This is a genomic window from Enterococcus sp. AZ163 (genome assembly GCF_050498925.1).
GTDB classification, from domain to species: Bacteria; Bacillota; Bacilli; order Lactobacillales; family Enterococcaceae; genus Enterococcus_A; species Enterococcus_A ferrettii.
Genome location: NZ_JBIPAO010000001.1, coordinates 2,300,179 through 2,324,192, shown reverse-complemented (window position 1 = coordinate 2,324,192; position 24,014 = coordinate 2,300,179). Strand labels below are relative to the sequence as shown.

Below are 24,014 nucleotides of genomic sequence, written 5' to 3'. Positions count from 1 at the left end.
AATTTTTATGACTTGGATTGTTACTTAGACAAAAAAAGAATCAAAAAGTATTTACACTTCTTGATTCTTGTAGAATGCTATGGAATTTAAAAATGTTATAACGAAATTTCTGTTTTAGACTATGAACAAGGAAAGCTCATTTGATTTGTCACTTTTCTTGATTAATGATTAATTATTTTTTTGACACTTTCTCATGTAAAGAATCTACTAAACTGTCATCGTCTAATAATTTAATATCCTGATCAATAATTAAGTCTTTCAAAACATTAAACCTAACATTTCTATTAATTAGTTTATTAACTCCTTCAGAGGAAGCCTGTTTGTATCTTCTGAAATAATCAAATAATTCTTTTTCAGAATCGCTAAGATTTAATTTTTCTGAGTCCTCGTTTTTAAACTCTAAATATATTTTAATGAAGTTTTCAAATCTATGTTTATGGATTTGTGTCCAAACCAAGTCTTTTCTCAGTAGATAAAATATTAGAGAAAAAACCGTGTAATTTTGGACTTTTCTTTTCAAAAAAAGCATATTTTCCTTAGGCATTTCTTCTATCAATTCTAGAAAATAATCTATACCTTTTTCAATTCTTTCCTTATCTTCATCAATTTCAGGGTAACTATCTTTATACGCTTCGTATGCTTCATTTATTGGCTGATTAATTTTGGCTTGGTCAACAATACCTCTTTTTGACAAGATGATAATATTGGCACAATAAGTTACATCTTGCATTCTCTTAACATCTGTAGCACTAAAAATCTTAATTTTTTCCCAGAAAGCATTATTCGATAACTCAGTAGCAAATTCATGAAAAAGACCTTTGCTGGCATGTCTTCTCTCTTGAGCATTCAGATTGTATTCAGTGAGATTTAATCTAGTAAACATGTTAATGACGTCTTCTTCAGCAGCATTTTTGTCAATTTCAATCACAGAAATACTATAATTCCAAATTTTTTCTTTATCATGATCATCCAAATCAGAAAATAATTTATTGTCATATTTCTCTTTGCATGTTTCGTCCAATAAATATTCTTTCTTTAACTTTAGTTGTCCATTTAAGAACTCTGATATTGCTGTTATACGCTGCTGTCCATCAACAATATCAATTTTTGCTTGACCTGTATCTGGATCAATATCACTTTGCCACCAATAAACTGAAGGAACGACATAATTCAATAGTATCGTTTCAATTAGTCTTACTTTGTCACTTTCAGTCCAAATCGCTCTTCTCTGGTATGAATGATCAACATCAAGTATGCCATCTTTTAATAGGCGATTAATCTCCGTTATCGTTTTAGTATTATCCTTAAATTTGAATTCCATATAGCTCACCCCTTACATTTAATTATTCCGCTTTTAGTATATTTTTCTAAGTCTGACCAAGAGTTATAAAATCTGTAATTAACTTGTTCTATTATTCCCAAATCGTCTTGCATACTCGTGTTGCATTTGTCTATTTTATCTTTCAAACTAGTCTGTAAAGATATTTGTGCTGCGATATATTTGTCATTTAGAAATCCTTTGAAAATACTAGAACTCACAGTAGGATAATAATTGACATGTGTTCTATATGTCAGTTCTTTGAACGCTTCCCACAAATCAGCGAACAATCTGTCAGACACAATAGCAATATCTATATCAGACTCACCATGACTTTCAATTAGTTGTCCAAACTCTCTAAAATTTTTTCTGGGTGACAAACTGAATCCAATCTTTGCACTCCCAACAATCAAGTAATCCTCGTCCGATATGTCAAAATGCTCTGAAATAATGGAAGATGCAATTTCCATATGTCTCTCAGGTGATTTTCGCCTAGATAATTGATTATTAAAATACCAGACCTCTTGTGTTTTAAAGTACATTTCATAGAAATCATTCACATCCATAGAATACAAATCTTCTATTATCTCATCTTTTTCTTTCCCGCAATAACTCATTTTTTTCTCCTACAAAGACCAGTTTTATTTTTTCAGCAATTCCTCTTGCCATAAGAAACGGTACAGCATTCCCTACTGCCTTAAACTTATCAGTTAGAGTGAAGTGAGCAGGCAATTCAAACTCTCTAGGTGCGGATTGAATGGCTAAAGCCTCTGCTACACTTAATCGTCTTGCAAAATACGGATGTAAATGTACTTCATTGTTCCCATATGCCGCAGTAGGTGAGTACCTCCATCGATGAATTCGTTTGAATGATTTTTTTGATATATCACCTTCAGCTATGGTTTCGAATTTGAGTAGAGATTTAGGTGTAAAGAAATCATTAGCGTTAGGATGATTGTAGACATTATTTTTCTCAAACCAATATTCAACAGTGAGCTCTTCATCAATTTCTTCAGGTATTAATCTCATCTGTTTTTCTTCGAAATTATCAATAACTGGCCATCTATAAGCAGTTTTTTTGTTAAGCTCAGATCTAAGTGAATCAAATATGTTAAAAGTAAATTGACCTTTGCTATAAGGACTTGATTGGCTTAACCCAAAAATGAAAAACCTTTCTCTGTCTTGGGGTACACCAAAATCTAAAGAGTTCATTATATCGAATGTAATCTCATATTCTGATAGCTTCATTTCTTCCATCTTTTGTTCAATATAAAATCTATTCTTCTTTGTCTTCCATATCCCCTTAACATTTTCAAATAAGAAAAAATCTGGATTATATTTTTTTATTAATTCAAAATATATAGTACTCAATCGACCATTATCGCCCTCTGCACCTTTGTTTTTTCCAGCAACAGAAAAATCTGGACAAGGAGGTCCTCCTATAAAACCAACTACTCCGTCTTTTTTCTCATTATTCACTTTACGCTCGAAGTCTTCGTCGCTAAGCAAATTTTCGACATCTAACAAACTATATCCATATTTGGGCAATTGACACTCTAGCTTTTCTCTAGAATATTTGTACATCTCCAAAAATTCTTCCTTTTTTTCAAATACTTCAACTATTTCAAATCCTGATTTTTCAAATCCCAAGTCTAATAATCCAAGACCGGAAAAAAAAGAAAAAATTTTAATCTTCAACTGTAATTCCTCATTTCACTAATAAATACCAATTTCGGGTTTCAGCAACTATTATACTCTATTTTTGTGATTTAGTGTTATAGAGTTTACCATAAAATTTGTGAGTACGATATGTTTGTATACCATAACAAAGAGCAATTTCTTTTTGTTAACAGAAACAATTTGGCTATTGTTCAAGCAAAAAAGGGCATGAGGAACTTGGTATGCTAAATGTTGAAAATCCTGTTGCAAGTCTGTATAGTTTCGATAATCCCCAAAATCTAAGCGATTAGATATTCGAATCGCATACTGATCAGCAATGAAAACATTTCGTTCAAAATATATAGTAACCTTACATCTGCAGTTTCAGGTCCAATATCAATAATACTCAATAGCTCTTTTCGCAGGGCTTATGTTTTATAGTTGCCGAATTTCTCAAGCTCCTTACTGTGAGAGACAAAATGAACAAGCAAATCATTTATAGACTTACTTTTTTGATGATGAAATCCTGCTGGTTGAATCGTTTCTTGTAATTCATCCAGAGGTAATTTTTGTAGCTTATCAAGTGAAAGGCAAGGTTCCAGATTAGAAAATACCTTCTTAACATTTACTTTAGGGGTCTGTTGGATTAAGATCAATATTTGTTTATTATTTTCATAGTGCCCACCAAAAAGAGAACGAACTTAAGAAAGCTAGCACTTATTCTTAAAGACTCGGCGAATTAATAGTGAAGTTTATTAACGCAAAAAAAGGACTAGATAGTTTCATCTAGCCCCAATAAAAATCATTTCTTATTCTGTTTTAGGTTCTTTGTTAATCGCTCGGCCTTTATTTTTCGATAATTGAATCCAATCTCTTCCATTAATTCTTCCCAAGTCTTTCCAGTTCTTCGGATGATGGTAGAAGGAGATGGTATAAGTGAGCGATTATATTTTTTTTCAAATTCAGTTCTTGATAGAGAAGCTTCTAAATCAAGTCGCTTAATCTCTGACTTTAGCAAGCTTAGCATTTCAAAACTATTCATGGTTTCAGATTTTTTAGTAACAAAGAAAAACTTCACGTCTCCAAATCGTTTTTTTAAAGTCGATAGTGAGGGTACATTTTGACCAACACTCTTTTCTTCGTACTTACGTTGAGAGCGAAGGTTGTTCGTTTTGATGAAGTCTTTAACGATTTTTTTTAGCTCTTTATCAGAGTAGTTGTTCCATTTGTATCGTTCATAAGGCTTCCTACCCAGAGTCAAAAGCATCTTGTCCCACGAACCAAACCGGTCATTTATTAACCATAAACTAGGTGCTTTACCAGGATTCATTAGTAGCATTTCTTGGTAGTCTCTTACTGTGTCAATTTTATGTGTATCAATAAACCCACTAATCAAAACTAGTAATTCTAAATCGTTTTTGTCTTTCCAAATGATTCTTTTATCGGTCGTTTTCATCTAAAACATCCTCTCGAAGTTTTATAGAAACTGCACCAATCGCTCTTTTGTTCGCCAGTAGTAAGTGCATTGTCTTTTTTTACCAACGAGTGCAAACCCCGCCTCAAGGCTGCACAATTCGGTTATCGTTTTGGTGCTTTCCGGATGAAAAATGTCGTCAGTGACGCATCGTAATTTTCACCAGTTTTGACTACACGGGTAGTCAAAGTGGGAAAATCAAGGAAAAACTAGGGAAAAAAGCACTCAAAAGCGATTACATCGTCAAAAGAGCAAAAGAAAAAGCCCTTGATAGACAAGGACTTTCGCAGTTTTTTACTTCGGTAAAGAATCTCAGAAAACCTATCTCCGAATTTCTTTGATACGAGCTGCTTTTCCGTGTAATGCACGTAGGTAGTACAATTTTGCACGACGTACTTTACCATAACGAACTACTTCGATTTTAGCAACACGTGGTGTGTGCAATGGGAAGGTACGTTCCACACCGACACCGTTAGAGATTTTACGTACTGTATAAGTTTCGCTAATACCAGCTCCACGACGCTTGATTACTACGCCTTCGAACAACTGAATACGTTCGCGAGTACCTTCGACAACTTTCGCGTGAACACGAACTGTGTCCCCAGGACGAAATGCCGGAATATCTTGACGTAATTGGTCTTGTGTTAGTTCTTGAATCAATGGATTCATTTTTATCATTCTCCTTATTCCCAAACATTCTTAAGGCCTATGCCCCAGCGGAACATCGTAATAGTTGAGAGCTTTACACTCACCAAGACATTGTAGCACAAATAAATTCTATCTGTAAAGATAATTTTCTTGTCATCTTCGTTTTTTTACATTGATCTTAGTATCACCAAAATTTTCCGACTAAATCTATCCAAAAATATATTGATTTCACCTTAACATTAACTGGTAAAATAGTTAGCAAATGCCAAACCAATAAAAAAAGAGATCATAATGGAGTATTTCTTAAAATGCTCACTTTTACTTGTAATATTCTTACTTATTACTAGATACAGTAATACACAGATATCACAAAACAAGAGCGGACAAACCGTCCAAATAGAAAGACAGGAGAGCAACAATAAGGAATCTTCAAAAGAAGATCGTCAAATTCGCCTTAAAACGACGGAAACAGAAATCATTTTTGAAATAAACAACAGTATCGCCGCAACTGAATCATCTCGGCAATTACCCTTAATTGTTGAATTAAAAAAATTCGGCAGTAATGAAAAAAATCTTTTACCCATCGCACAAACTAAATACCTCTCATACACCTAGAGCCAAAAGTGAAATTGGAAAATTAGCTTATTATGAACCTTGGGAAGATGTAGTCATTTTTTTTTGATATCTTTTCATCTTCTGGAAGTCTCTATGGTTTAGGTGAAGCGATTACTGGAATAGGACAGCTAGCTGACTTGTCAGGAACTGCTAGAATTGGAGCTGCAGAATAAATAGATAGATGATTTCACATAAAAAAAGATCAAATGACTAATCGCTAGTCATCTAATCTTTTTGATTCTTCCACTTTTATTTCGGCTAACAACTTGCTCATTTCATCATTCATTTCCAATGTTTCCAACATATCAGGACGTCGCAAATAGGTGCGCCTTAAGGACTCCTTTAGCTGCCACTTCTCAATTAAGCGATGATTCCCATTCATTAAAACCTCTGGTACTTGCATACCGTTAAATTCCGCTGGCCGCGTATATTGGGGATGTTCCAATAAACCAGTCGAATGAGAATCCGTTTTCGCTGAAGATTGATTACCTAAAACTTCCGGTAGTAAACGAACTGTTGCATCAATCATTACCATAGCGCCTAGTTCTCCACCCGTTAGAACATAGTCTCCCAACGAAACTTCATCTGTTACCATCGAACGAATCCGCTCATCATAGCCTTCGTAATGACCACAAATAAAGACCAGCTGATCCTCATTCGCAAATTCTTCTGCCATTTTTTGATTAAAAGGTTTGCCCGCCGGATCTAGCAAAATTACTCGTTTCTCTTGATTGCCAGCTGCTCCTTCGATGGCTTTCAAATTATCATAAATTGGTTGAACCTTCAGAAGCATGCCGGCTCCACCACCATAAGGATAGTCGTCTACCTGCTGATGCTTGTTTTCTGAGTAATCACGAAAATTATGAACGTTGATTTCCAACAAATTCTTCTCTACAGCTTTACCGATGATTGATTCACTCATAGGACCTTCAAACATACGAGGAAAAAGCGTTAATACATCAATCCGCATCGTCCAACAGCCCTTCTGGAATTTCGACATACACCTTGCCATCTTCTAGATTGATTTCTTTGACAACTGATTCAATGTAAGGAATCAACGCGTCTTTTTTTCCTTTACGCTTAACTACCCAAACATCATTGGCACCTGTAGTGAGAATTTCAGTGATTTCTCCTAACGCACGATTATTGTCATCAATCACAGTTAGACCAATAATTTCATGATAATAGTACTCGTCATCATCCAGTTCACTCATTTGGTATTCAGATACCTTTAATGTCCCATCACGGAAAGGTTCTACCATATTGATATTGTAATATCCTTCAAAGGTCAACAAATCAAAATTTTTGTGTTTGCGGTGGCTAGCTACCGTCAGCTTTACTGGCGATTTCCCTTCTTGAAATAAATACAATGTTGCTCCTACTTGGTAACGTTCTTCAGGAAAGTCAGTTTGAGAAATCACACGAACTTCGCCTTGAATTCCGTGAGTATTTACGATCTTTCCCACTTTATAATAATTTGTCACTTCGGTTCCTCATCTTTCTTATTTTTTCATGGAAACAGCCATTTGTAAACTACTCAATGCGTCAGTGTGCATCGTTTTATATGCAGTGTTATTTACTTGCCAAGCTACTACGTTACTTTCAAAACCTCCGCCGGTTACTGACAAACTAATTTGACCAGCATCTTTAGGAATTGGTAAAAAGGCGGTTTCTAAATATTCCACAATTTCTTGAGCTAAAGGTACTGGGTCTTCCCCATTTATGTTAATCGCTTGAACGGTTAGGTTCCAATTACCTTCCTGCCAGCTTAAATAGCTTGAACCGGCTCCAGATTGCTGATAACCAGTAATATTATAGCCTAGATCAATTGCTTGTCCCCCACCATCAAAGGAGGGTGCTACAGCATCTCGCGCTTCTTCAGGTGAATCATAAGTAATTCGTTGAAATTGAGCAACAGGTGTTTGATTTTCTAATTGCGGGTCGTTCAACGGTAATTTACTTTCTGTATTATAGTAAGAAATCGTTAACGTGTTATTCGCTTCTCTGGCAGCAATTGAAATTGCTTGAGCATTTCCTACCGATGAAACAGCGGGTGTCTGTTCATTTGGATATGCTTGCTGCAGTTCATTGTCTCCTGTTGCTTCCTGAGAGTTCGTGGTTGTCGAACTGCTAGTCGATTGCTTGGTTGATTCTGACTGCTTGCTAGATTCTTTTACTTTGCTAGTGCTGCTTGAAACGATGTTACTGCTCTCTTGTGATGACGATGAATCATCAGAGGCAGTGTTTCCTCCACAGGCAGCCAAAAAGAGTAAGGCACTGGCTAACACTAAATATTTTTTCATGTTATGATCCTCCTTTGGTTTCTTCTATCGTACTACAAAAAGAAAAAACACTCGAATCCTAAGACACGAGTGTTGTGTAAATTATTTGCCATCTACAATATTGAGACGAACTTTTTTGGGTCCCTCAGTCCGAACACTATAAACGATTGTTCGAATCGCTTTAGCTACTCGGCCTTGTTTCCCAATAATGCGACCGATATCTTCAGGAGCAACAGCTAAGTTGTACTCAAAGAAATCTTTCGACTCGTTGATTTCTAATTTCACTTCATCTGGTTTGGTAACCAAAGGACGAACAATGGTTAACACAAGTTTTGACAAATCTTGCATAATTGTCCACCTTATTTCTTAGTGAATTTAGCTTCATGATGTTTTTGCATGATTCCTTCTTTAGAAAGAATGTTGCGAACTGTATCAGAAGGTTGAGCACCTTTTTGTAACCAGCTTAAAACATCTTCTTCTTTCAAAACGACTTCTGCAGGATCTTTCAAAGGATTGTAAGTACCTACAGTTTCGATAAAACGTCCATCACGAGGAGAACGAGAATCAGCAACAACGATACGGTAAAAAGGTTTCTTTTTAGAACCCATACGTTTCAAGCGAATTTTAACTGCCATTTATTTGTTACACCTCCATATAATTAATCACAAGACGTAGTTTATCACGCTTTTGACTACCTGTAAAGAGTTTTTTCTTTACAGACTAAAAAGGCATTATTACTGGGGCCAAATTTAGAAACTCTATCAGATAATTTTATATAAATTGCTCCTTATCTACTCAAAGACTAATTAATGCTTGTAAATTCAATTTGTGAATACAGACCGTTAAATCCTTGCTACCAAGACTTATTACCTTGTGAATGATGCAATTAGTCTATTTAAAAAATCTTAAAACATATTATTTGCTAGTTTTACTTATTTTTTGTAAGATAATCTTGTAACCAAATAAAGGAGGATTTATTTATGACAAAAAAAATCGGTATTTTAGTGGGTAGTTTGCGGAAAGATTCTTACAACAAAATGATTGCCAAAAAATTTGCAGAATTATTACCAGAAGGCTATGAGGCAGTATTTTTAAAAATTGATGATCTACCATTGTACAATGAAGACTTGGACGTCGAAGGTCAAGTTCCTAACGAATGGGCTCGCTTTCGTAATGAAATGAATGACGTGGATGGCGTTTATTTTGTAACTCCTGAATACAATCGTTCTGTACCAGCTGCATTGAAAAATGCGTTAGATGTTGGCTCCCGTCCAATGGGCAGCAGCGTCTGGGGCGGCAAGCCTGGTTTAGTCGTGACTGCATCACCTGGTGGTCCTGGCGGATTTGGTGCTAACCATCATTTGCGTCAATCACTAGTCTTTTTAGATGTACCTACGTTGCAACAACCAGAAGCTTATATTGGCGGCGTAATGAATTTAGTGGACAACGATGGCAATGTGGTTGATGACACTGTTAAGTTCTTCCAATTAATCACTGATAAATATATTGAGTTTTTTGAAAAACTAGCTAACTAATTTTTTCATAAGCCAGATTGCGATAAGTCATCGTATTCTGGTTTTTTTCTTGTATAATAGAAGATAACTAGGAGGGATTCTATGAACGGAGTTATATTTGATTTTAACGGAACATTATTTCGGGATTCTGCCTATCATGAAACAGCTTGGCATACCTTTATCGCCCAAGAAACTGACCGAGTGGTTGCTAAAGAAGAATTTGAGCACCACGTTCACGGTGTAAACAACCATGAAGCTTTAGAGTATATTTTTAAAAAGAAATTAGGCAAAGAAACGGCAGATGAATTAGCGGAACGTAAAGAAAAAATTTATCGTGAGATGATTTTAGCTCTAGACAGTGGGAATCAGCTTGTGGCTGGCGCTGAAGAATATTTAGATTTCTTAAAGGAACGCAACATTCCTATAACCATCGCTACGGCTTCTATGAAGAACAATGTTGATTTCTATTTTGACTTCTTTCGTCTGGATCGCTGGTTTGACTACGATAAGGTTATCTATAATGACGGCAACATTCCCAGCAAACCAGCACCTGATTTTTATCTAAAAGCTGCCGAAGAGATTCAATGTCCACCCGCTGAAGTCATTGTTTTTGAAGATTCTGTTTCAGGTATTCGCTCAGCCTTTAATGCTAAAGCTGGAGCTATTTGGGGTGTTTCCACTGAAGGAAACAATCAAATGCTGTTGCAAAGCGGTGTCTTGACGGGTGTAATTGATGACTACCTTGATTCTCGTATCTATGAACAATTTTAGGCATTGATCAAGTGATCAATGCCCTTTTTTTACTTGCTCATACCGAAAACAAGTCATCTGGTGATCGTTAAACATTCCGACGGCCTGCATAAAAGCATAAATAGTCGTACTACCAACGAACTTGAAACCTCGTTTTTTTAAATCCTTAGCTACAGCATCTGACAATTCGTTGTTTGCTGGAATCTCCTCAGCGTTTTTTCGCTGACCATCAACCGGCTTTCCGTCAACAAAACTCCATAAGTAATTTGAAAAACTACCCTTTTCCTCCTGAATCTTCAATACCTGCTGAGCATTTACAATTGCCGCTTCAATTTTACGGCGATTTCGAATAATTCCAACATCTTCCACTAAAACTTCGATTTTCTCCTGATCAAAAGCAGCGACTTTTTGAATATCGAAGTTTTCATAGGCTTGGTCAAAAGCGTCTGACTTATTCAAAATAGTTTGCCAGCTAAGTCCTGCCTGGTTAATATCCAGCATAAGCTTGCGGAATAATCGCTGATCATCATATTCAGGAACCCCCCATACAGTATCATGATACACTTGCATTCGCTCATTTGATTGTGCCCATAAGCAACGTTCCATTTTCTCACCTCATTTTGTTTAGTGTATCAGAAAACACTGAAAAAAGATTGCATTTTCAAAGTGTACTATGTATACTAGTACACACAGAATATGCTAGGGAGGTTCCTTATGGTTACAATTAATAAAAGTGGTAATAAGGCTTATTATGAACAGCTTGTTTTAAGCATTAAAGAAGATATTCTGCAAGGAATACTACAACCTGGCGACCGCATCCCTTCTGTACGAGAGATGGCAAAGCTATTACTGATGAACCCTAATACCGTAAGCAAAGCCTACAAGGTATTAGAAGCTGAACAAGTCTTAGTTACTGTTAAAGGGAAAGGCACTTTTGTACGCGAAAGCGGTGAGCTTCCTCGTAATGAGTTAAAAATTCAACAACTCAGAGAACAGTTAAATGATTTGGTGGTAGAAGCCAGACACTTACAAGTCACCTCAGATGAACTAATCAGCTGGGTACATTCTGCAGAAAAAAAGCTAGGAGGTCAGAATAAATGATCGTACAAGGATTAACCAAAACAATTGACCAGCAAACTGTCTTAGAAGATATCACCTTCGAACTGGTGAAAAATGAGATTATTGGTCTAATTGGGCGCAATGGCTCAGGAAAAACCAGTTTGTTCCGAATAATAGCTGGTCATTATCTGCCTGATGCGGGAGATATTTTGATTGAAGACCAATCGATTTATCAGCATAGTGCGATCAAGGAACAAATTTTCTTTATTGATGAGAAGGAAAATTTCTTAAAAAGCTATTCCCTGAAAAAGATTAATGCTTTCTACCAATTAAACTATTCAGCCTTTGATCAAGATTTATTTTTACAATTAATGCAACAACATGAACTGAACTTACAAGCAAGTTACCGTCAGTTGTCTAAAGGAATGCAAGGTTTGTTTCAAATGATTTTAGCGATTTCTTCAAATGCTACTTACTTATTACTGGATGAACCCTTTGATGGGTTGGATGTGATTGTTCGCAAACAGGTCATTGGGTTATTACTGGAGCATTTAAGTGAAAACAACCGCACAGCTCTAATTGCTTCACATAATCTCAATGAACTGGAAAGTTTAATTGATCGTGCTTTGTTGCTAAAGGATAACAAAATCAACAAGGATTATCGTTTGGAAAGTATGCGGGAGAATGCAAAGAAGATACAGCTAGTATTTAAAACTAAAAAAATTCCAGCAATTGTTAAAGAAAATTCTAAATTGATTGATTTCCAAGGTCGCGTAATTACAGCAGTTTTTGAAAACTTTACCCCAGAGCTGGCCGCCAAAATTCAAGAACATAACCCGCTCGTTTTTGAAGAACTACCTTTATCCTTGGAAGATTTATTTGAAGCAAATTTAAAACAAAAACGAAAAATACTGTAGAAAGGAATTGATCCAATGATTAAGGCTATTTATTTTGAACGCTACAAAAAACCACTGATTGCTTTTTGTCTGCTGATCATCGGAATCTGTCTACTAAATGCAAAATTCCAGAGCGAATCCTGGCATCAGATCGCTTCTTACTACCAAGAGGATGAAATTGGAAGAGAGAATTTTGAGAAAAACAAAAAAGATTACATGTACTGGGATGATGCTTCACAAGAGAATAAATCCTATAAAAATTATCAAGAATACACGGATGTCAATCTATATGTCTATCAAACATTATTTGCGTCTTCAAATCCTGAACTCATTCCAAAAACCAAAGAGTATAATCAAAAGGAAACCTATATTACAACTAACTCAGATTATTCTTTAGTGTTGCTTCTATTGGTTCCTTTAGCAGGCTTTTTGCTCTTTTTCATTGATGCAAAAACTGGTTTTAACCAATTTCTGTTTTCTTTGCCAGTAACTAAAAAAGAACTATTTACAAAAAAGCTCTTTTATATTGGTGGACCAATCTTATTTACAGTTTTGATTGGTCAGGCATTGTATGCTACCCTTTTTCACAGCTTAATTCCTGCAACTTATATGAATGCAACCTTAGGTCAGATGTTTGTTTCGATTATCAATTACTTTTTCTTAGTAGTATTGATGTTTAGTGCAAGTGCTTTTGTTGGTTCGATGGTTGGCAATCTAATCTTTGGCCCATTAACGTGGTTTGTTTTCTGGATTTTCATGCTGTTTGTTCCAAGCTCTATTTATACCACTTTAGAAATTAGCGGTTTTAAAGAAAAGAATGCTACATCTATTCTTCATAATCTATTCATTACTAGTATTGGAAAAACGGGTGGACATTGGTGGATGAGTCTGATCTTTGTCTTGCTTAGTGCTATTTTACTATTTTGGGCTTATAAAAAATATCAGTCCATCAGTTTGGAAAATGATGGCCAGTACTTGCTGAACAAAGAATCTCGTTGGCCAGTATGGGCTCTTATGACCAGCTTCTCCTCATTGATATTGGGAACATACTTTTTTAGACCTTGGTATATCTATTACATGAACCTCTCTGTTAAAGGATCACCCTCAATTTGGGAGCCCATTAGCGAAAGCCTACTTATTCTATTTTTTGTCGCAGCCATCTGTTATGTGTTAGTTTTCTTTTCAGCCATCAAGAAAAGATTGAGTCGAAGAAATACACAGAATGATCCTAATCAAATTTAGGAGGAAACCTATATGGTCTTACAAGTATTTTTTACCTTATACCAGGTACTTTGTGTCTTTCTTCCTTGTCTAATTTATCAATGGTTCAATTTAAGAAGAAAAACAGAACATATTCCTTTATCTAATTTAGTTTGGCGTTTTTTGTTCATTTTGTACCTTTACATGGTTATTTATGTCACCGGTGTCGGAACACTTTGGGATATTTTCAGCTATCCAGAAATCATTCGTTTAGAGGAAATTAGTTTAATTCCTTTTCAGGCAGGCAGCTTTCTCACAAACCTGTTAAATACGTTTATGTTTATTCCTTTTGGTTTTTTACTACCGTTAATTTGGAGAAAATACCGCAATTTTTCCTCCACTGTACTTTTAGGAGCTGGTTTCTCTATGATGATTGAATTGTTGCAGCTATTCAATCGAAGAGTAAGCGATATCGATGATTTTATGATGAATACATTAGGTGCCTTCTTGGGCTTTCTAGTTTGGCGTTCGTGGCAATTACTGGTAAGAAAAGATAGCAAAGAAATTGTTGCTTTAGGAAAAAACGAAGCGGTCTGTTACGTTTTACTTAGTCTAGGTGGTACTTTCTTTTTTTACAATTGGCGTTTTTTCCTGCGATTCTTATAAAAGGGGTTAAAGCTCATGAAAACTCAAAAGAGAGCATATTTTTTGTTGGTGATCTATTTATTGATACTCATTTGGATTTTACTGTTCAAAGTCACCCTGTCATTAAGTGATTTGGCCCATTCGTTAAATCTGAGCAGAAGTATTAATTTAATCCCTTTTCAAGCTTCTACAATCATTAACGGAAAAATCGGTTTGATGGAAATCGTTTATAACTTCTTGATCTTTGTTCCATTTGGCGGCTTGCTAGCAATTGCTAATAAAGAAAACTCGTTTTTAATAAAGGGATTATTTATTGCCAGCTTTAGCTTAGGTATTGAAATTTTTCAGTTTATTTTAGGTGTGGGTGCTTCGGATATTACTGACTTACTGATGAACACAGCTGGTGGAATGACTGGTTTGCTTGTTTATCATTTACTGAGAAAAGCAGTGACTGAAAAGAAACTGGATAAATTTCTGACTATTTTAGGAGGGATTTTATTAATCGTTTGTTTGAGTTTTGTCGTATTTTTACTGATTTACAATAGATAAAAAAAATAGCGTCACATCCTTTTTTTCGGATGCGGCGCTATTTTTAATTTTATTTGCGGCGCTTTTTCTTGCGATTCTTAGTTTTCTTCATCATGCGGTTCATGGCCATTTTGCCCATTTTCCCTTTGATGCCATTGCCAAACATTTGATCCATTCCAGCTGGCATAGATCCTTTACTCATTTGTTGCATCATTTTACGAGATTCCTTAAATTGTTTGATCATGCGATTTACTTCAACCACTGAGTTGCCAGAACCAGCCGCAATCCGACGACGACGACTAGGATTCAATAAGTCTGGATCTTCTCGTTCAGCAGGTGTCATCGAATAAACCATCGCTTTTTTACGTTCCACATCTTTCGGATCGACTTTAACGTTTTCAATACCTGGAACCTGACTCATCCCTGGAATCATTTTTAGGAGATCTTCAAGTGGTCCCATTCCCATTACTTGATCCAACTGTTCAATAAAGTCATTGAAGTCAAAAGAATTTTCCTTCATCTTACGAGCCAGCTCTTCAGCTTTTTGCTCATCGTAATCCTGCTGTGCCTTTTCAATTAGCGTCAGCATATCCCCCATGCCTAAAATTCGGCTGGACATCCGATCTGGATGGAATACTTCTAAATCAGTTAGTTTTTCTCCTGTACCAGTAAACTTAATTGGTGCTCCGGTAACTTGTCGAATGGACAACGCTGCACCACCACGGGTATCCCCATCAAGTTTAGTGATGATTACCCCAGTAATTCCTAGCTGGTCATTGAAGCTTTGGGCTACATTGACTGCATCTTGACCAGTCATGGCATCCACAACCAATAGAATTTCATTTGGTTGAGCGATTTCCTTGATCTGAGACAATTCCTCCATCAAGCCTTCATCAATGTGCAAACGACCAGCCGTATCAATCAGAACATAGTCATTCTTCTTCTCACGGGCAACTTCCATCCCTTGACGAACAATTTCTACTGGACTAACATCTGTTCCCATATCAAAGACAGGAACGTCTAATTGTTGACCTAATACCTTCAATTGATCAATCGCAGCTGGACGATAAACATCTCCTGCAATCATCATTGGACGAGCTTTTTCTGTTTTGATTAGGTGGTTGGCCAATTTACCAGCAAAGGTCGTTTTACCGGCCCCTTGCAAACCAACCATCATAATAACCGTAGGAATTTTGGGTGATTTTTCAATGCCAACTGTTTCAGAGCCTAAGGTTTTCGTCAGCTCTTCGTCAACAATTTTTACAATTTGTTGTGCAGGTGATAAGCTGTCAAGAACCTCTGTTCCTAATGCACGTTCTCGAACTTGCTTAGTAAAATGCTTCACCACTTGCAGGTTAACGTCGGCTTCCAACAAGGCCAATCGGATCTCCCGCATCATTTCAGTCACATCAGCTTCGGTAATTTTTCCCTTTTTACGTAATTTACTCATTGCCGCCTGAAGGCGTTCTGTTAAGCTTTCAAATGCCATGTTTGTCTATTCGTCCCTTTCCTATTCATCTAGATCTTGCAATTCTTTAATTGTTGAAGCAAGCGCCTCATCTTTTGGGTAGTGTTCTTTGACATAGTGCTCTAATTTTTCCAATTGTTCTTCTCGGACAATATAGTCGGAAACTAAATGCAGTTTACGTTCGTACTCTTCCAAAATTTTTTCGGTTCGCTTTATATTATCATAAACGGCTTGGCGACTCACATTATATTCTTCCGCAATTTCTCCCAATGAAAAATCGTCTGCATAATAAAGTTCCATATAGTTCATTTGTTTTTCAGTTAAGAGTGTCGCATAAAATTCAAACAATGCGTTCATACGATTCGTTTTTTCAATCTCCATGCGTTCCCTCCTCTGCTTGCCAATTCTCTTCAGAAAATACCGTAATTCCTTGATTGATGAAATAAGCGGTCGCTACTCCCACACCTGCTATTCGAGTACCTGAAAAGCTGCCATCATAAATTAGTTGGCTGCCGCAGGACGGGCTGCGTTCTTTTAAAATCAATTGGGTCACATCTAATTTTTTAAATTCCTGATAAGCGTTTATGGCTCCTTGTTTAAACAGCTCAGTCACATTTTCCCCAGTCTGATCCACAACAATTGCCTGTTCCTGCCAAACATCAAAACCATCCCCACCAACAATTTCAGCCGGAGTACGAGGAGTTGGCAGTCCACCTAAAACTTCTGGACAGACAATTACTGCTTTCTTTTGTTCTACTAATTGCTTCAGCGGATCGATCTGATTATGGTTGCCGTCATAGCGACAACAGACACCAGCTAAGCATGCACTGATCCCTATCATGTAACAATCTCCATTTCTTTGTAAAAAACAAGTGACAAAACTGCTTTCCCATTATACCATTTATTTATAGTTGGAAATAGTCCAACTATCTAGTTAATTACGAATAAAAGGAGAAGCTTATGAAGCGAGTGCTCGTTGTAGATGATGAACCATCAATTGTTACATTATTGACCTTTAATTTAGAAAAGGAAGGGTATGCTGTTACCTCAGCAGCAGACGGTAAAGAAGGGTACGAATTGGCCTTAAGCGATTCTTACGATTTTATTATTTTAGATGTCATGCTGCCCTCTATGGATGGGTTGGACATTGCAAAAAAACTTCGCCAGGAAAAGGTAGAGACCCCGATTCTTATGCTGACTGCAAAAGACGATGCCATTGATCGTATTCTGGGTTTGGAAATTGGTGCGGATGATTATCTGACTAAACCTTTTTCTCCTAGAGAAGTACTTGCAAGAATGAAAGCCATTTTCCGTCGGATTGAACCTCGCAAGGAGGAAACAGTGCATGAAATATTAACCACTGGAGAAATTGTGGCTGATTTGACTAACTATCAGGTTTCCGTTCGTGGCAAAGCAATTGAACTAACGCCAAAAGAATTTGAATTACTAGTCTATTTCATGAAACGCAAAGATCGAGTGATTGATCGTGACACATTATTAGATCGAATTTGGCATTATGATTTTTCTGTTCAAAGTCGAATCGTTGATGTCCATGTATCACATTTGCGGGAAAAAATCGAAATGGATCCGAAGCATCCAAAATATTTATTAACTGTTCGAGGATTTGGTTATAAGTTTCAGGTGCCTAATCAATGAGAAAGCCGAAATTCGATTACCTCTTGCTATTTATCGTCGTTGCCGGATTGTTTTTTGGAACATGGCGTTTAGCTGATTACTTCTATAACAAGGAGTTGATCAACCAGCAGGAAGAATTTCTTACTGACAACGGAAAATTACTTTTAAGCCAGCTTGATCTAAGCGATCTGGGAGCAAAAAATAATTTAGAAATTATGCAGCAATATGGAGAAGAATTGGATGAGCGGATTACTATCATGGACAATGAAGGCTCCGTTCTTTATGATTCCGTTTATCCTCATTTAGCAGGCAGCCGTGATAATCGGCCCGAAGTCAAAACTGTACTAAGTAGTAATACGGTTGGCACTTCGGTTCGTTATAGTGACACCTTAAAGGAAGAATTGCTATATACTGCGCAACCAATTCAGCAAGAGACACGATTAATCGGCGTGCTGCGTATTGCCAAAAGTACTGCAGCCTTTGCACAGCAAACGACGAATTTTAGAAGGTCTATGTTCGTTGTCCTGCTTTTATTCTATTTAGTATTATATGGGAGCATTGCTTATCTCATTTATCAGCGAAACCGTCCTTTAGAAACTGTACTACCCGTCTTGAAGAGGATGGTTGCCGAGCCTGAGAAAAGCAACTATGTCGTTCAGAATTCTAACAGCTGGCAAGAACTGTATGTAACAATTAATCAGCTAAGCGAGCAATTAAATCAGACCTATGCTGCCTTTATTGCCACAGAAGAGCAATTTAAAACACTCTTTCATGAATTAATGATTGGTGTCTTTATTATTGATGAACAAGGAAAATTTTTTATGATTAATCCTACTATGGAGGAAATTTTGCAGGTTGGTGCTGCTAATCAGCATTATTATTGGGAAGTCATTGAGGATCATAAGTTAATTCAATTGATTCAACAAATTATGTTAGAGAAAAACCAAGTTCATCAGGAAATCGGTTTGAAGCAGCCAGATAAGCGCGATTTGGATGTGCGTTTGCGTTATTTGGAAAATACTGCAACTGGCGATCAGGTAATGGGAACAGTCTATGACTTGACTCATGTTCGTCATTTAGAGAAAATTCAACGGGATTTTGTAGGTAATGTTTCTCATGAACTAAAGACGCCAGTCACATCCTTAATCGGCTTCACTGAAACCCTACTAGATGGTGCCAAGGAAGATCCAGCGTTAACAACTGAATTTTTGACAATAATGCAAAAGGACGCTTTACGATTACAGCGATTAATTCAAGATATTATCGAGCTTTCCAAGGACAGTGAACATATTCCTGAAGAGCTTCAAACAATTGAATTGTCTGATTTCATTCACCAACAAATTGAGATGTATCAGCATTTGTTGGATAAAAAGCAATTAGAGGTCAGAATTCATGGGCCCGAGAACAGTTTCTTCCTTACTCGGATAATTTTCTTCCAGCCAGTTATTAAAAATCTACTGGAAAATGCTATTCAGTATTCGCCCGAAAAAGGAACGATCACAATTAATTATCAAATGGATAATCAAAATTTGATTTTTTCAGTTACAGATGTTGGTATTGGTATTGCAAAAGACGATCAGGAAAGAATTTTTGAGCGCTTTTATCGGGTGGATCGTGCACGCAGTCGTCATTCTGGAGGCACTGGACTTGGTTTGGCGATTGTCCGTGAGTATAGCCAAATTTTAGGCGGTACTGTCACGGTAGAAAGCCATCCTCAGTTAGGTTCGACTTTCACTCTGACTCTGCCACTTCAATAACACAATTTTTGCACGACAAAAAGCATTCGTATCAAAAATTTTCCGATACGAATGCTTTTTTGTCTATTTTACGTTTCCTTCTGCATCTCGTTCAATTTTCATTGAAGTAATTGGTAGATAACCTAATTCCTTAACCGGACCTGATTGAACGTCTTCAGAAACCATGTATTCTAAGAATTTCGCTAATTCGCCCTTAGGTTCGCCATTCGTGTACATATGTTCATACGACCAGATTGGCCAGTCATTATTAGCAATAGTTTTCTCGTTTGCTTCCACACCATCCAATTTCAACGCCTGTAAGCTGTCATCCAAGTAAGAAAGTGCTAAATAACTGACCGCTCCAGGTGTATCCGCAACAATCTTCTTCACTGTTCCTGAAGAATCCTGCTCTTGTGATTGTACTGGTTCAGAACCATCCAAGCCCCATTTTTCAAAAGTTGCTCGTGTTCCGCTTCCGCTGGCACGATTCACTACTGCTATCTCTTGGTCTTTACCACCAACATCTTTCCAGTTAGTAATTTTACCAGTGAAAATATCAACCAGCTGTTCTTTGGTAATGTCCTTCACACCAACATCCTTATTAACAACTGGTGCAAAGCCAACAACTGCTACACGATGATCAACTAATTTTTCAGCATCAATTCCATCTTTCTCTTCCGCAAAGACATCGGAGTTACCAATCTCAACTGCGCCTCCTGATACTTGACTTAAACCAGTTCCGCTTCCACCACCTTGGACAGAAATTTGAACTGTAGGATTTTCTTGTGTAAAGCTTTCTTGGGCTGCATCCACTAAAGGCTGCAAAGCAGTAGAACCAACTGCTGTAATTTTTGCACCATCTGAAGCACTTGAACCACTTTCTGATGATTCATTAGTATTTCCGCCTGAACCGCAGCCGGCTAATAAAATGCTGGATACAAATAATGCTGCTAATAATTTTTTCATTTCACACGCTCCTTTGTTTTTGGTACATTTCGACTTTAACAAGTGAACGTTAAGGCAAGATGGAGTTCGTGTAAATGAATTGTTAAGGACTGTAAATTTTTAGTAAAGCAGATGAATTTCTGTTTCCCAACTTTTGACGAAAAACTTCAGCGGCATAAAGAAATTGTTGACTATTCCTTATCACAGCAACGAGCAAATCAATTAAAACTCTTCTCAAGATCCTAAAGCCTTTTTGACTGCTCAATTAATAGAAATTCCTGATTTGCCTCATTTGGAATAAGCTTGGTTGGACGACAAAAAGATTTCGTTGACTTTTTCTACCATCGCTGGTATTTATACCTACTTAATATAATAGAAAAAGAGACTTCCGTAGCAAACTCCTACTACAGAAGCCTCTTTCTTAGAAAGATGAATTGGGTTCTTTTAGAAAGGACAACTCTTCTTGCGTCGAAGGACGATTCAGCACAGCATTTCGATGAGGATAACGGCCAAAGCGTTCAATAATATCACGATGACGTTTTTCAAAATCTAAACTATTTTCCATTCCCGTTTCTGAGAATAATATCATCGCTTGGTCATGAATGGCTAGTGACTCTGAATGCATAAAAGGCATATAAACAAACGAGCGCTCTTCAATAGTCAACTCTATTAGTTCCTCTTTAACGATTGCTTCTTGTGCTAATACTAGAGCCATGCCATCGTAAGCAAAAGCTCGGGGATCCTCACGGAACAAGTTTCGTGAAAATTGATCTAAAACCAGAATTTCAGCTAATCTTCCTTGAATAGTTTCGCGCCAGAATGCCTTCTCACCTTGCGATACCTGTCTATGCAAGAGTGCAAAACGTTCACAAATCTTTTGATCAAAGCTTTCATCTTTAGCAAACCATTGCTTCGGCATTGACTCTGTAAACCAAAAATCTAATACTGCTTGACTTTCCAATAGTGTCGTCCCCTTTATTTAAGTGAAAAAAGAAGCAGGGAAACCCTGCTTCTACTTACCTTCTACATAAGCCCTTAATCGCTTCGTCGCTTCTTCTAAGTCTTCTAAAGAAGCAGCATAGCTAAGACGAATATATCCCTCACCTTCTTCGCCAAAGGCAATACCAGGAATAACCGCTAGCTGGTTCTTTTCTGCCAAATCTAAACAGAAGGCCATTGAATCTGTGCCAAATTGTTCCGGAATTTTAGCAAAAAGATAGAAAGCTCCCGATGGACGAGCAACTTGAAAGCCCAGATCCGTCATTTCTTTGTATAAGTAATCCCGACGCTTGCGATATTCTTCCCGCATCACTTCTCCGTCAGACATTCCTTGAATCAAGGCGCGTACTGCAGCCTTTTGAGAAATAGTAGAGGCTGCAGTTACTAGATATTGATGAACTTTGATAATCTGTGCCGTTAAACTTTCCGGAGCAAAGATAAATCCAATTCTCCAGCCAGTCATCGCATGTGATTTTGATAAACCGTTGATTAAAATGGTTTGTTCTCTTAAGTATTTGGCAAAGGATATATGTTTCATCTCATAATTTAATTCACTGTATATTTCATCACTAATAACAAACACATCATATTTAGCCAAAGTGTCAGCCAATGCTTCAACTTCTGTTTCATTATAAGCTACACCTGTAGGATTTGATGGGGAAGTAATGATAATTGCCTTAACAGCATCACCATGCTCCTCCATTGCTTGGTCCACTTGTTCTGGTGTTAATACAAAATCACTGTCCCGTGTGTCAATATATACTGGCTCAGCGTCTGCTAACAGAATTAAAGGCTCGTAGCCAGGATAAGTAGGCGCCGGCAATAGAACCTTGTCTCCAGGTTCTAAAATCGCTAATAGACTCGCTGAAATGGCTTCAGTGGCTCCTACTGTGACTAAAACCTCAGTTTGACTGTTGTAAGCTACATCGTATTTTTGAGCAACAAACTGACTAGCCGCATCACGAACATCTAGTAAACCAGACATACCTGTATAGTGACTATAATTTTCTTTAATAGCTTCTTCACCCGCGGTCTTTATATGCTCAGGTGTATTGAAATCCGGTTCTCCCAAAGTCAATTTCAGCACATTTGGAATACCAGAAACCTGCTCGTCAAATTGACGTATCAAAGAGACCGCAATCTTGTATACATTTGGATTAAATCGTTTGTCTAATTTGTTCATACTACCCCTCCATTTCTAATCATATTATCATAATAAGAAATTTAGTAAAGTCCTATACTGATTTATTTCTTAGACAAATATTGAACGTAAAGTATAAAACCACCGAAATTACTAAAGAAAACAACGCTATCATATAACTTGGTTCAATCGATAAAAGCAGTGCTTTTAAGTAAAAATCAACATCACTCATTCCGGATTGAGCGAGACCAGTTGGTCCGATTATTATACGCGGCAACATAAAAAAAATTGTTGAAAACATAATTTGAAGTCCAATGATAACTACTTGAAGAACATCATTCTTTTGGAAAAATTCTGAAACCAACATCGCGGCCAGTAATAAAAAATAGAAAACAGCTAATGTTCCAAAATTTTTAGCTACAAGAATACCCGTTCCATCTATTGGTCGAAAGATTTCAACATCTTGAACAATCGAGCTGAACCACTGAAACGGAGACACGACTAACGGAACTAACCAAAATAATAAATAGAGACGCGATAAGTTCTTTTTCATTGTGGCATACTTCCTTCTAATTCATGGAATTGTGGTACTGTTTGAATTTTCTCACAAACTGCTTACGTTTTCTTGATAACTAGCTAAATTATTTTTCATTATAGTACAAAAAAGAAGAAATAGCATTGAAATAACGCTGAAAAAAACATAAAATAACCAAACATACTATAAAAGGAGCTACTCTATGAACAATTGCTACATACAAAAAATTCCTTTCCTTTATTTACTGCTTCCTTACGTCCACCTATCACTAATTGTTGATTATTACTTGGATTCTCTGACTGGAATTATCGTATCAGTTATGATAACTGCTTTCTTGGGATTTTATTCCATAAATACTAGGCAGCTTCCAGTTTTAGTTATCTCAAATCTTTTAAATTTTGTCATCTCTTTTGTACTGACTAGAGTAAAAGGACTGTTTCAAACACCACACACCCTCCACTCGCCTTACTTAACTATTACCTTGCTCTTATTTCTTTTCTTATTAGCACAAGGTATTGGAATTTTTTGGGGAAGTTTCTTCTTTAAGAAATAGTTAGCCTCAATGAATTAAGTCTCATGCTGCCTTTCATTATTGATTCAAAAAAGAACCTCCCTGAGAGCAGGAAGGTTCTTTAAGCATTGATAATTCAATACTTTTGGTTTTTGTCTTATTCTCCAGCGTTTGCGTCTTTGAGACCGTATTTCTTGTTGAAACGGTCGACACGTCCATCTGCTTGAGTAAATTTTTGACGTCCAGTGTAGAATGGATGAGAGTCAGAAGTAACTTCGACACGGATTACTGGATATGTGTTTCCATCTTCCCACTCAACTGTTTCTTGAGAGTTCTTAGTAGAACCTGACAAGAATTTGAAACCAGTTGTTGAATCCATAAATACTACTGGATGGTAATTTGGATGAATTTCTTGTTTCATAGTTTTTTTCGCTCCTTTGCCCTGAAACATTTGCT

The 24,014-nt window shown here is 36.8% G+C and carries 31 protein-coding genes; 11 read left to right on the top strand and 20 right to left on the bottom strand.

Going from position 1 to position 24,014, the window contains the following annotated elements; translation table 11 throughout:
* Positions 1 to 172 precede the first annotated feature (172 nt).
* The 6 genes from IGI46_RS11045 to rplS all read right to left on the bottom strand — a co-directional run bounded on the left by IGI46_RS11045 (position 173) and on the right by rplS (position 5,120).
* Complete coding sequence (locus IGI46_RS11045) at positions 173 to 1,321, bottom strand: DUF262 domain-containing protein (protein ID WP_429973435.1); 1,149 nt, start codon at positions 1,319 to 1,321, stop codon at positions 173 to 175.
* Positions 1,322 to 1,326: 5 nt separating this feature from the next.
* Positions 1,327 to 1,935 (bottom strand): hypothetical protein, encoded by a 609-nt coding sequence (locus IGI46_RS11040; RefSeq protein ID WP_429973434.1) that lies wholly within the window; start codon positions 1,933 to 1,935, stop codon positions 1,327 to 1,329.
* Complete coding sequence (locus IGI46_RS11035; RefSeq protein WP_429973433.1) at positions 1,907 to 3,016, bottom strand: DNA cytosine methyltransferase; 1,110 nt, start codon at positions 3,014 to 3,016, stop codon at positions 1,907 to 1,909. Before IGI46_RS11035 ends, IGI46_RS11040 begins: the two co-directional genes overlap by 29 nt.
* A gap of 389 nt (positions 3,017 to 3,405) precedes the next feature.
* Positions 3,406 to 3,633 carry a hypothetical protein gene (locus tag IGI46_RS11030; protein ID WP_429973432.1) on the bottom strand — a complete coding sequence of 76 codons (228 nt, stop codon included), beginning with the start codon at positions 3,631 to 3,633 and terminating at the stop codon, positions 3,406 to 3,408.
* A 146-nt stretch (positions 3,634 to 3,779) separates the two neighbouring features.
* Entirely contained in the window at positions 3,780 to 4,433 is a 654-nt protein-coding gene (locus IGI46_RS11025; protein WP_429973431.1) for a hypothetical protein, read from the bottom strand.
* Between the two features lie 339 nt (positions 4,434 to 4,772).
* Complete coding sequence (gene rplS / locus IGI46_RS11020) at positions 4,773 to 5,120, bottom strand: 50S ribosomal protein L19 (RefSeq protein WP_010756017.1); 348 nt, start codon at positions 5,118 to 5,120, stop codon at positions 4,773 to 4,775.
* Positions 5,121 to 5,390: 270 nt separating this feature from the next.
* Between rplS and IGI46_RS11015 the strand changes: the two genes are divergently transcribed.
* Positions 5,391 to 5,714: a hypothetical protein gene (locus tag IGI46_RS11015; RefSeq protein WP_429973981.1), complete on the top strand. Its 324-nt coding sequence runs from the start codon at positions 5,391 to 5,393 to the stop codon at positions 5,712 to 5,714.
* Positions 5,662 to 5,781 carry a cyclophilin-like fold protein gene (locus IGI46_RS11010; protein ID WP_429973430.1) on the top strand — a complete coding sequence of 40 codons (120 nt, stop codon included), beginning with the start codon at positions 5,662 to 5,664 and terminating at the stop codon, positions 5,779 to 5,781. Before IGI46_RS11015 ends, IGI46_RS11010 begins: the two co-directional genes overlap by 53 nt.
* 150 nt (positions 5,782 to 5,931) lie before the next feature.
* Here the strand turns inward: IGI46_RS11010 and trmD are convergent, their stop codons facing one another.
* The 5 genes from trmD to rpsP form a co-directional block, all read right to left on the bottom strand.
* Positions 5,932 to 6,684 carry a tRNA (guanosine(37)-N1)-methyltransferase TrmD gene (gene trmD, locus IGI46_RS11005; RefSeq protein ID WP_429973966.1) on the bottom strand — a complete coding sequence of 251 codons (753 nt, stop codon included), beginning with the start codon at positions 6,682 to 6,684 and terminating at the stop codon, positions 5,932 to 5,934.
* Positions 6,674 to 7,198, bottom strand: coding sequence for a ribosome maturation factor RimM (gene rimM, locus IGI46_RS11000; RefSeq protein WP_429973429.1), 525 nt, complete (start codon positions 7,196 to 7,198; stop codon positions 6,674 to 6,676). The genes trmD and rimM overlap by 11 nt, the downstream gene beginning before the upstream one ends.
* An 18-nt stretch (positions 7,199 to 7,216) precedes the next feature.
* Positions 7,217 to 8,017, bottom strand: a complete 801-nt coding sequence (locus IGI46_RS10995) for a hypothetical protein (protein ID WP_429973428.1) — start codon at positions 8,015 to 8,017, stop codon at positions 7,217 to 7,219.
* Positions 8,018 to 8,098: 81 nt separating this feature from the next.
* Entirely contained in the window at positions 8,099 to 8,344 is a 246-nt protein-coding gene (locus tag IGI46_RS10990) for a KH domain-containing protein (RefSeq protein ID WP_429963199.1), read from the bottom strand.
* An 11-nt stretch (positions 8,345 to 8,355) separates the two neighbouring features.
* Positions 8,356 to 8,631 (bottom strand): 30S ribosomal protein S16, encoded by a 276-nt coding sequence (rpsP, locus tag IGI46_RS10985; protein ID WP_207703482.1) that lies wholly within the window; start codon positions 8,629 to 8,631, stop codon positions 8,356 to 8,358.
* A gap of 345 nt (positions 8,632 to 8,976) precedes the next feature.
* On the opposite strand from rpsP, the gene IGI46_RS10980 reads away from it, so the two are divergent.
* Together IGI46_RS10980 and IGI46_RS10975 are read left to right on the top strand one after the other, a co-directional pair.
* Positions 8,977 to 9,531 (top strand): NADPH-dependent FMN reductase, encoded by a 555-nt coding sequence (locus IGI46_RS10980; protein WP_429963198.1) that lies wholly within the window; start codon positions 8,977 to 8,979, stop codon positions 9,529 to 9,531.
* Between the two features lie 81 nt (positions 9,532 to 9,612).
* On the top strand, positions 9,613 to 10,281 hold the full coding sequence (locus IGI46_RS10975; RefSeq protein WP_429963197.1) for an HAD family hydrolase: 669 nt from the start codon (positions 9,613 to 9,615) through the stop codon (positions 10,279 to 10,281).
* Positions 10,282 to 10,296: 15 nt separating this feature from the next.
* Here IGI46_RS10975 and IGI46_RS10970 read toward each other — a convergent pair whose 3' ends face one another.
* The gene (locus IGI46_RS10970) at positions 10,297 to 10,866 is read right to left on the bottom strand and encodes a DNA-3-methyladenine glycosylase I (protein WP_429963196.1); all 570 of its coding nucleotides are present in this window, start codon (positions 10,864 to 10,866) and stop codon (positions 10,297 to 10,299) included.
* A gap of 108 nt (positions 10,867 to 10,974) precedes the next feature.
* Between IGI46_RS10970 and IGI46_RS10965 the strand changes: the two genes are divergently transcribed.
* From IGI46_RS10965 to IGI46_RS10945, 5 genes are read left to right on the top strand one after another with little or no spacing between them, the layout of a single operon-like run.
* The gene (locus tag IGI46_RS10965) at positions 10,975 to 11,361 is read left to right on the top strand and encodes a GntR family transcriptional regulator (RefSeq protein WP_429963195.1); all 387 of its coding nucleotides are present in this window, start codon (positions 10,975 to 10,977) and stop codon (positions 11,359 to 11,361) included.
* Positions 11,358 to 12,236 (top strand): ATP-binding cassette domain-containing protein, encoded by an 879-nt coding sequence (locus IGI46_RS10960; RefSeq protein ID WP_429963194.1) that lies wholly within the window; start codon positions 11,358 to 11,360, stop codon positions 12,234 to 12,236. Before IGI46_RS10965 ends, IGI46_RS10960 begins: the two co-directional genes overlap by 4 nt.
* 15 nt (positions 12,237 to 12,251) lie before the next feature.
* Positions 12,252 to 13,457, top strand: coding sequence for an ABC transporter permease (locus IGI46_RS10955; protein ID WP_429973427.1), 1,206 nt, complete (start codon positions 12,252 to 12,254; stop codon positions 13,455 to 13,457).
* Positions 13,458 to 13,469: 12 nt separating this feature from the next.
* Positions 13,470 to 14,081, top strand: a complete 612-nt coding sequence (locus tag IGI46_RS10950) for a VanZ family protein (protein ID WP_429963192.1) — start codon at positions 13,470 to 13,472, stop codon at positions 14,079 to 14,081.
* Positions 14,082 to 14,096: 15 nt separating this feature from the next.
* Entirely contained in the window at positions 14,097 to 14,609 is a 513-nt protein-coding gene (locus IGI46_RS10945; RefSeq protein ID WP_429963191.1) for a VanZ family protein, read from the top strand.
* Positions 14,610 to 14,658: 49 nt separating this feature from the next.
* Here the strand turns inward: IGI46_RS10945 and ffh are convergent, their stop codons facing one another.
* The 3 genes from ffh to IGI46_RS10930 are packed head-to-tail and all read right to left on the bottom strand — an operon-like array spanning position 14,659 to position 16,897.
* Positions 14,659 to 16,077 (bottom strand): signal recognition particle protein, encoded by a 1,419-nt coding sequence (ffh, locus tag IGI46_RS10940; protein WP_207703473.1) that lies wholly within the window; start codon positions 16,075 to 16,077, stop codon positions 14,659 to 14,661.
* 21 nt (positions 16,078 to 16,098) lie between these two features.
* Positions 16,099 to 16,437, bottom strand: coding sequence for a putative DNA-binding protein (locus IGI46_RS10935; RefSeq protein WP_429963190.1), 339 nt, complete (start codon positions 16,435 to 16,437; stop codon positions 16,099 to 16,101).
* Positions 16,427 to 16,897 carry a DUF523 domain-containing protein gene (locus IGI46_RS10930; protein WP_207703471.1) on the bottom strand — a complete coding sequence of 157 codons (471 nt, stop codon included), beginning with the start codon at positions 16,895 to 16,897 and terminating at the stop codon, positions 16,427 to 16,429. The genes IGI46_RS10935 and IGI46_RS10930 overlap by 11 nt, the downstream gene beginning before the upstream one ends.
* Positions 16,898 to 17,016: 119 nt before the next feature.
* On the opposite strand from IGI46_RS10930, the gene IGI46_RS10925 reads away from it, so the two are divergent.
* Complete coding sequence (locus IGI46_RS10925) at positions 17,017 to 17,712, top strand: response regulator transcription factor (RefSeq protein WP_207703470.1); 696 nt, start codon at positions 17,017 to 17,019, stop codon at positions 17,710 to 17,712.
* Positions 17,709 to 19,448, top strand: a complete 1,740-nt coding sequence (gene pnpS / locus IGI46_RS10920) for a two-component system histidine kinase PnpS (RefSeq protein WP_429963189.1) — start codon at positions 17,709 to 17,711, stop codon at positions 19,446 to 19,448. Before IGI46_RS10925 ends, pnpS begins: the two co-directional genes overlap by 4 nt.
* Positions 19,449 to 19,511: 63 nt before the next feature.
* Here the strand turns inward: pnpS and IGI46_RS10915 are convergent, their stop codons facing one another.
* The 5 genes from IGI46_RS10915 to IGI46_RS10895 form a co-directional block, all read right to left on the bottom strand.
* Positions 19,512 to 20,393: a phosphate ABC transporter substrate-binding protein PstS family protein gene (locus IGI46_RS10915; protein ID WP_429973426.1), complete on the bottom strand. Its 882-nt coding sequence runs from the start codon at positions 20,391 to 20,393 to the stop codon at positions 19,512 to 19,514.
* 400 nt (positions 20,394 to 20,793) lie between these two features.
* The gene (locus IGI46_RS10910; RefSeq protein ID WP_429963188.1) at positions 20,794 to 21,333 is read right to left on the bottom strand and encodes a DUF924 family protein; all 540 of its coding nucleotides are present in this window, start codon (positions 21,331 to 21,333) and stop codon (positions 20,794 to 20,796) included.
* A 51-nt stretch (positions 21,334 to 21,384) separates the two neighbouring features.
* Positions 21,385 to 22,554 carry a pyridoxal phosphate-dependent aminotransferase gene (locus IGI46_RS10905; protein ID WP_429963187.1) on the bottom strand — a complete coding sequence of 390 codons (1,170 nt, stop codon included), beginning with the start codon at positions 22,552 to 22,554 and terminating at the stop codon, positions 21,385 to 21,387.
* A gap of 52 nt (positions 22,555 to 22,606) precedes the next feature.
* Entirely contained in the window at positions 22,607 to 23,065 is a 459-nt protein-coding gene (locus tag IGI46_RS10900) for a hypothetical protein (RefSeq protein WP_429963186.1), read from the bottom strand.
* A 650-nt stretch (positions 23,066 to 23,715) separates the two neighbouring features.
* Positions 23,716 to 23,979: a type B 50S ribosomal protein L31 gene (locus tag IGI46_RS10895; protein ID WP_429963185.1), complete on the bottom strand. Its 264-nt coding sequence runs from the start codon at positions 23,977 to 23,979 to the stop codon at positions 23,716 to 23,718.
* Positions 23,980 to 24,014: the final 35 nt, after the last annotated feature.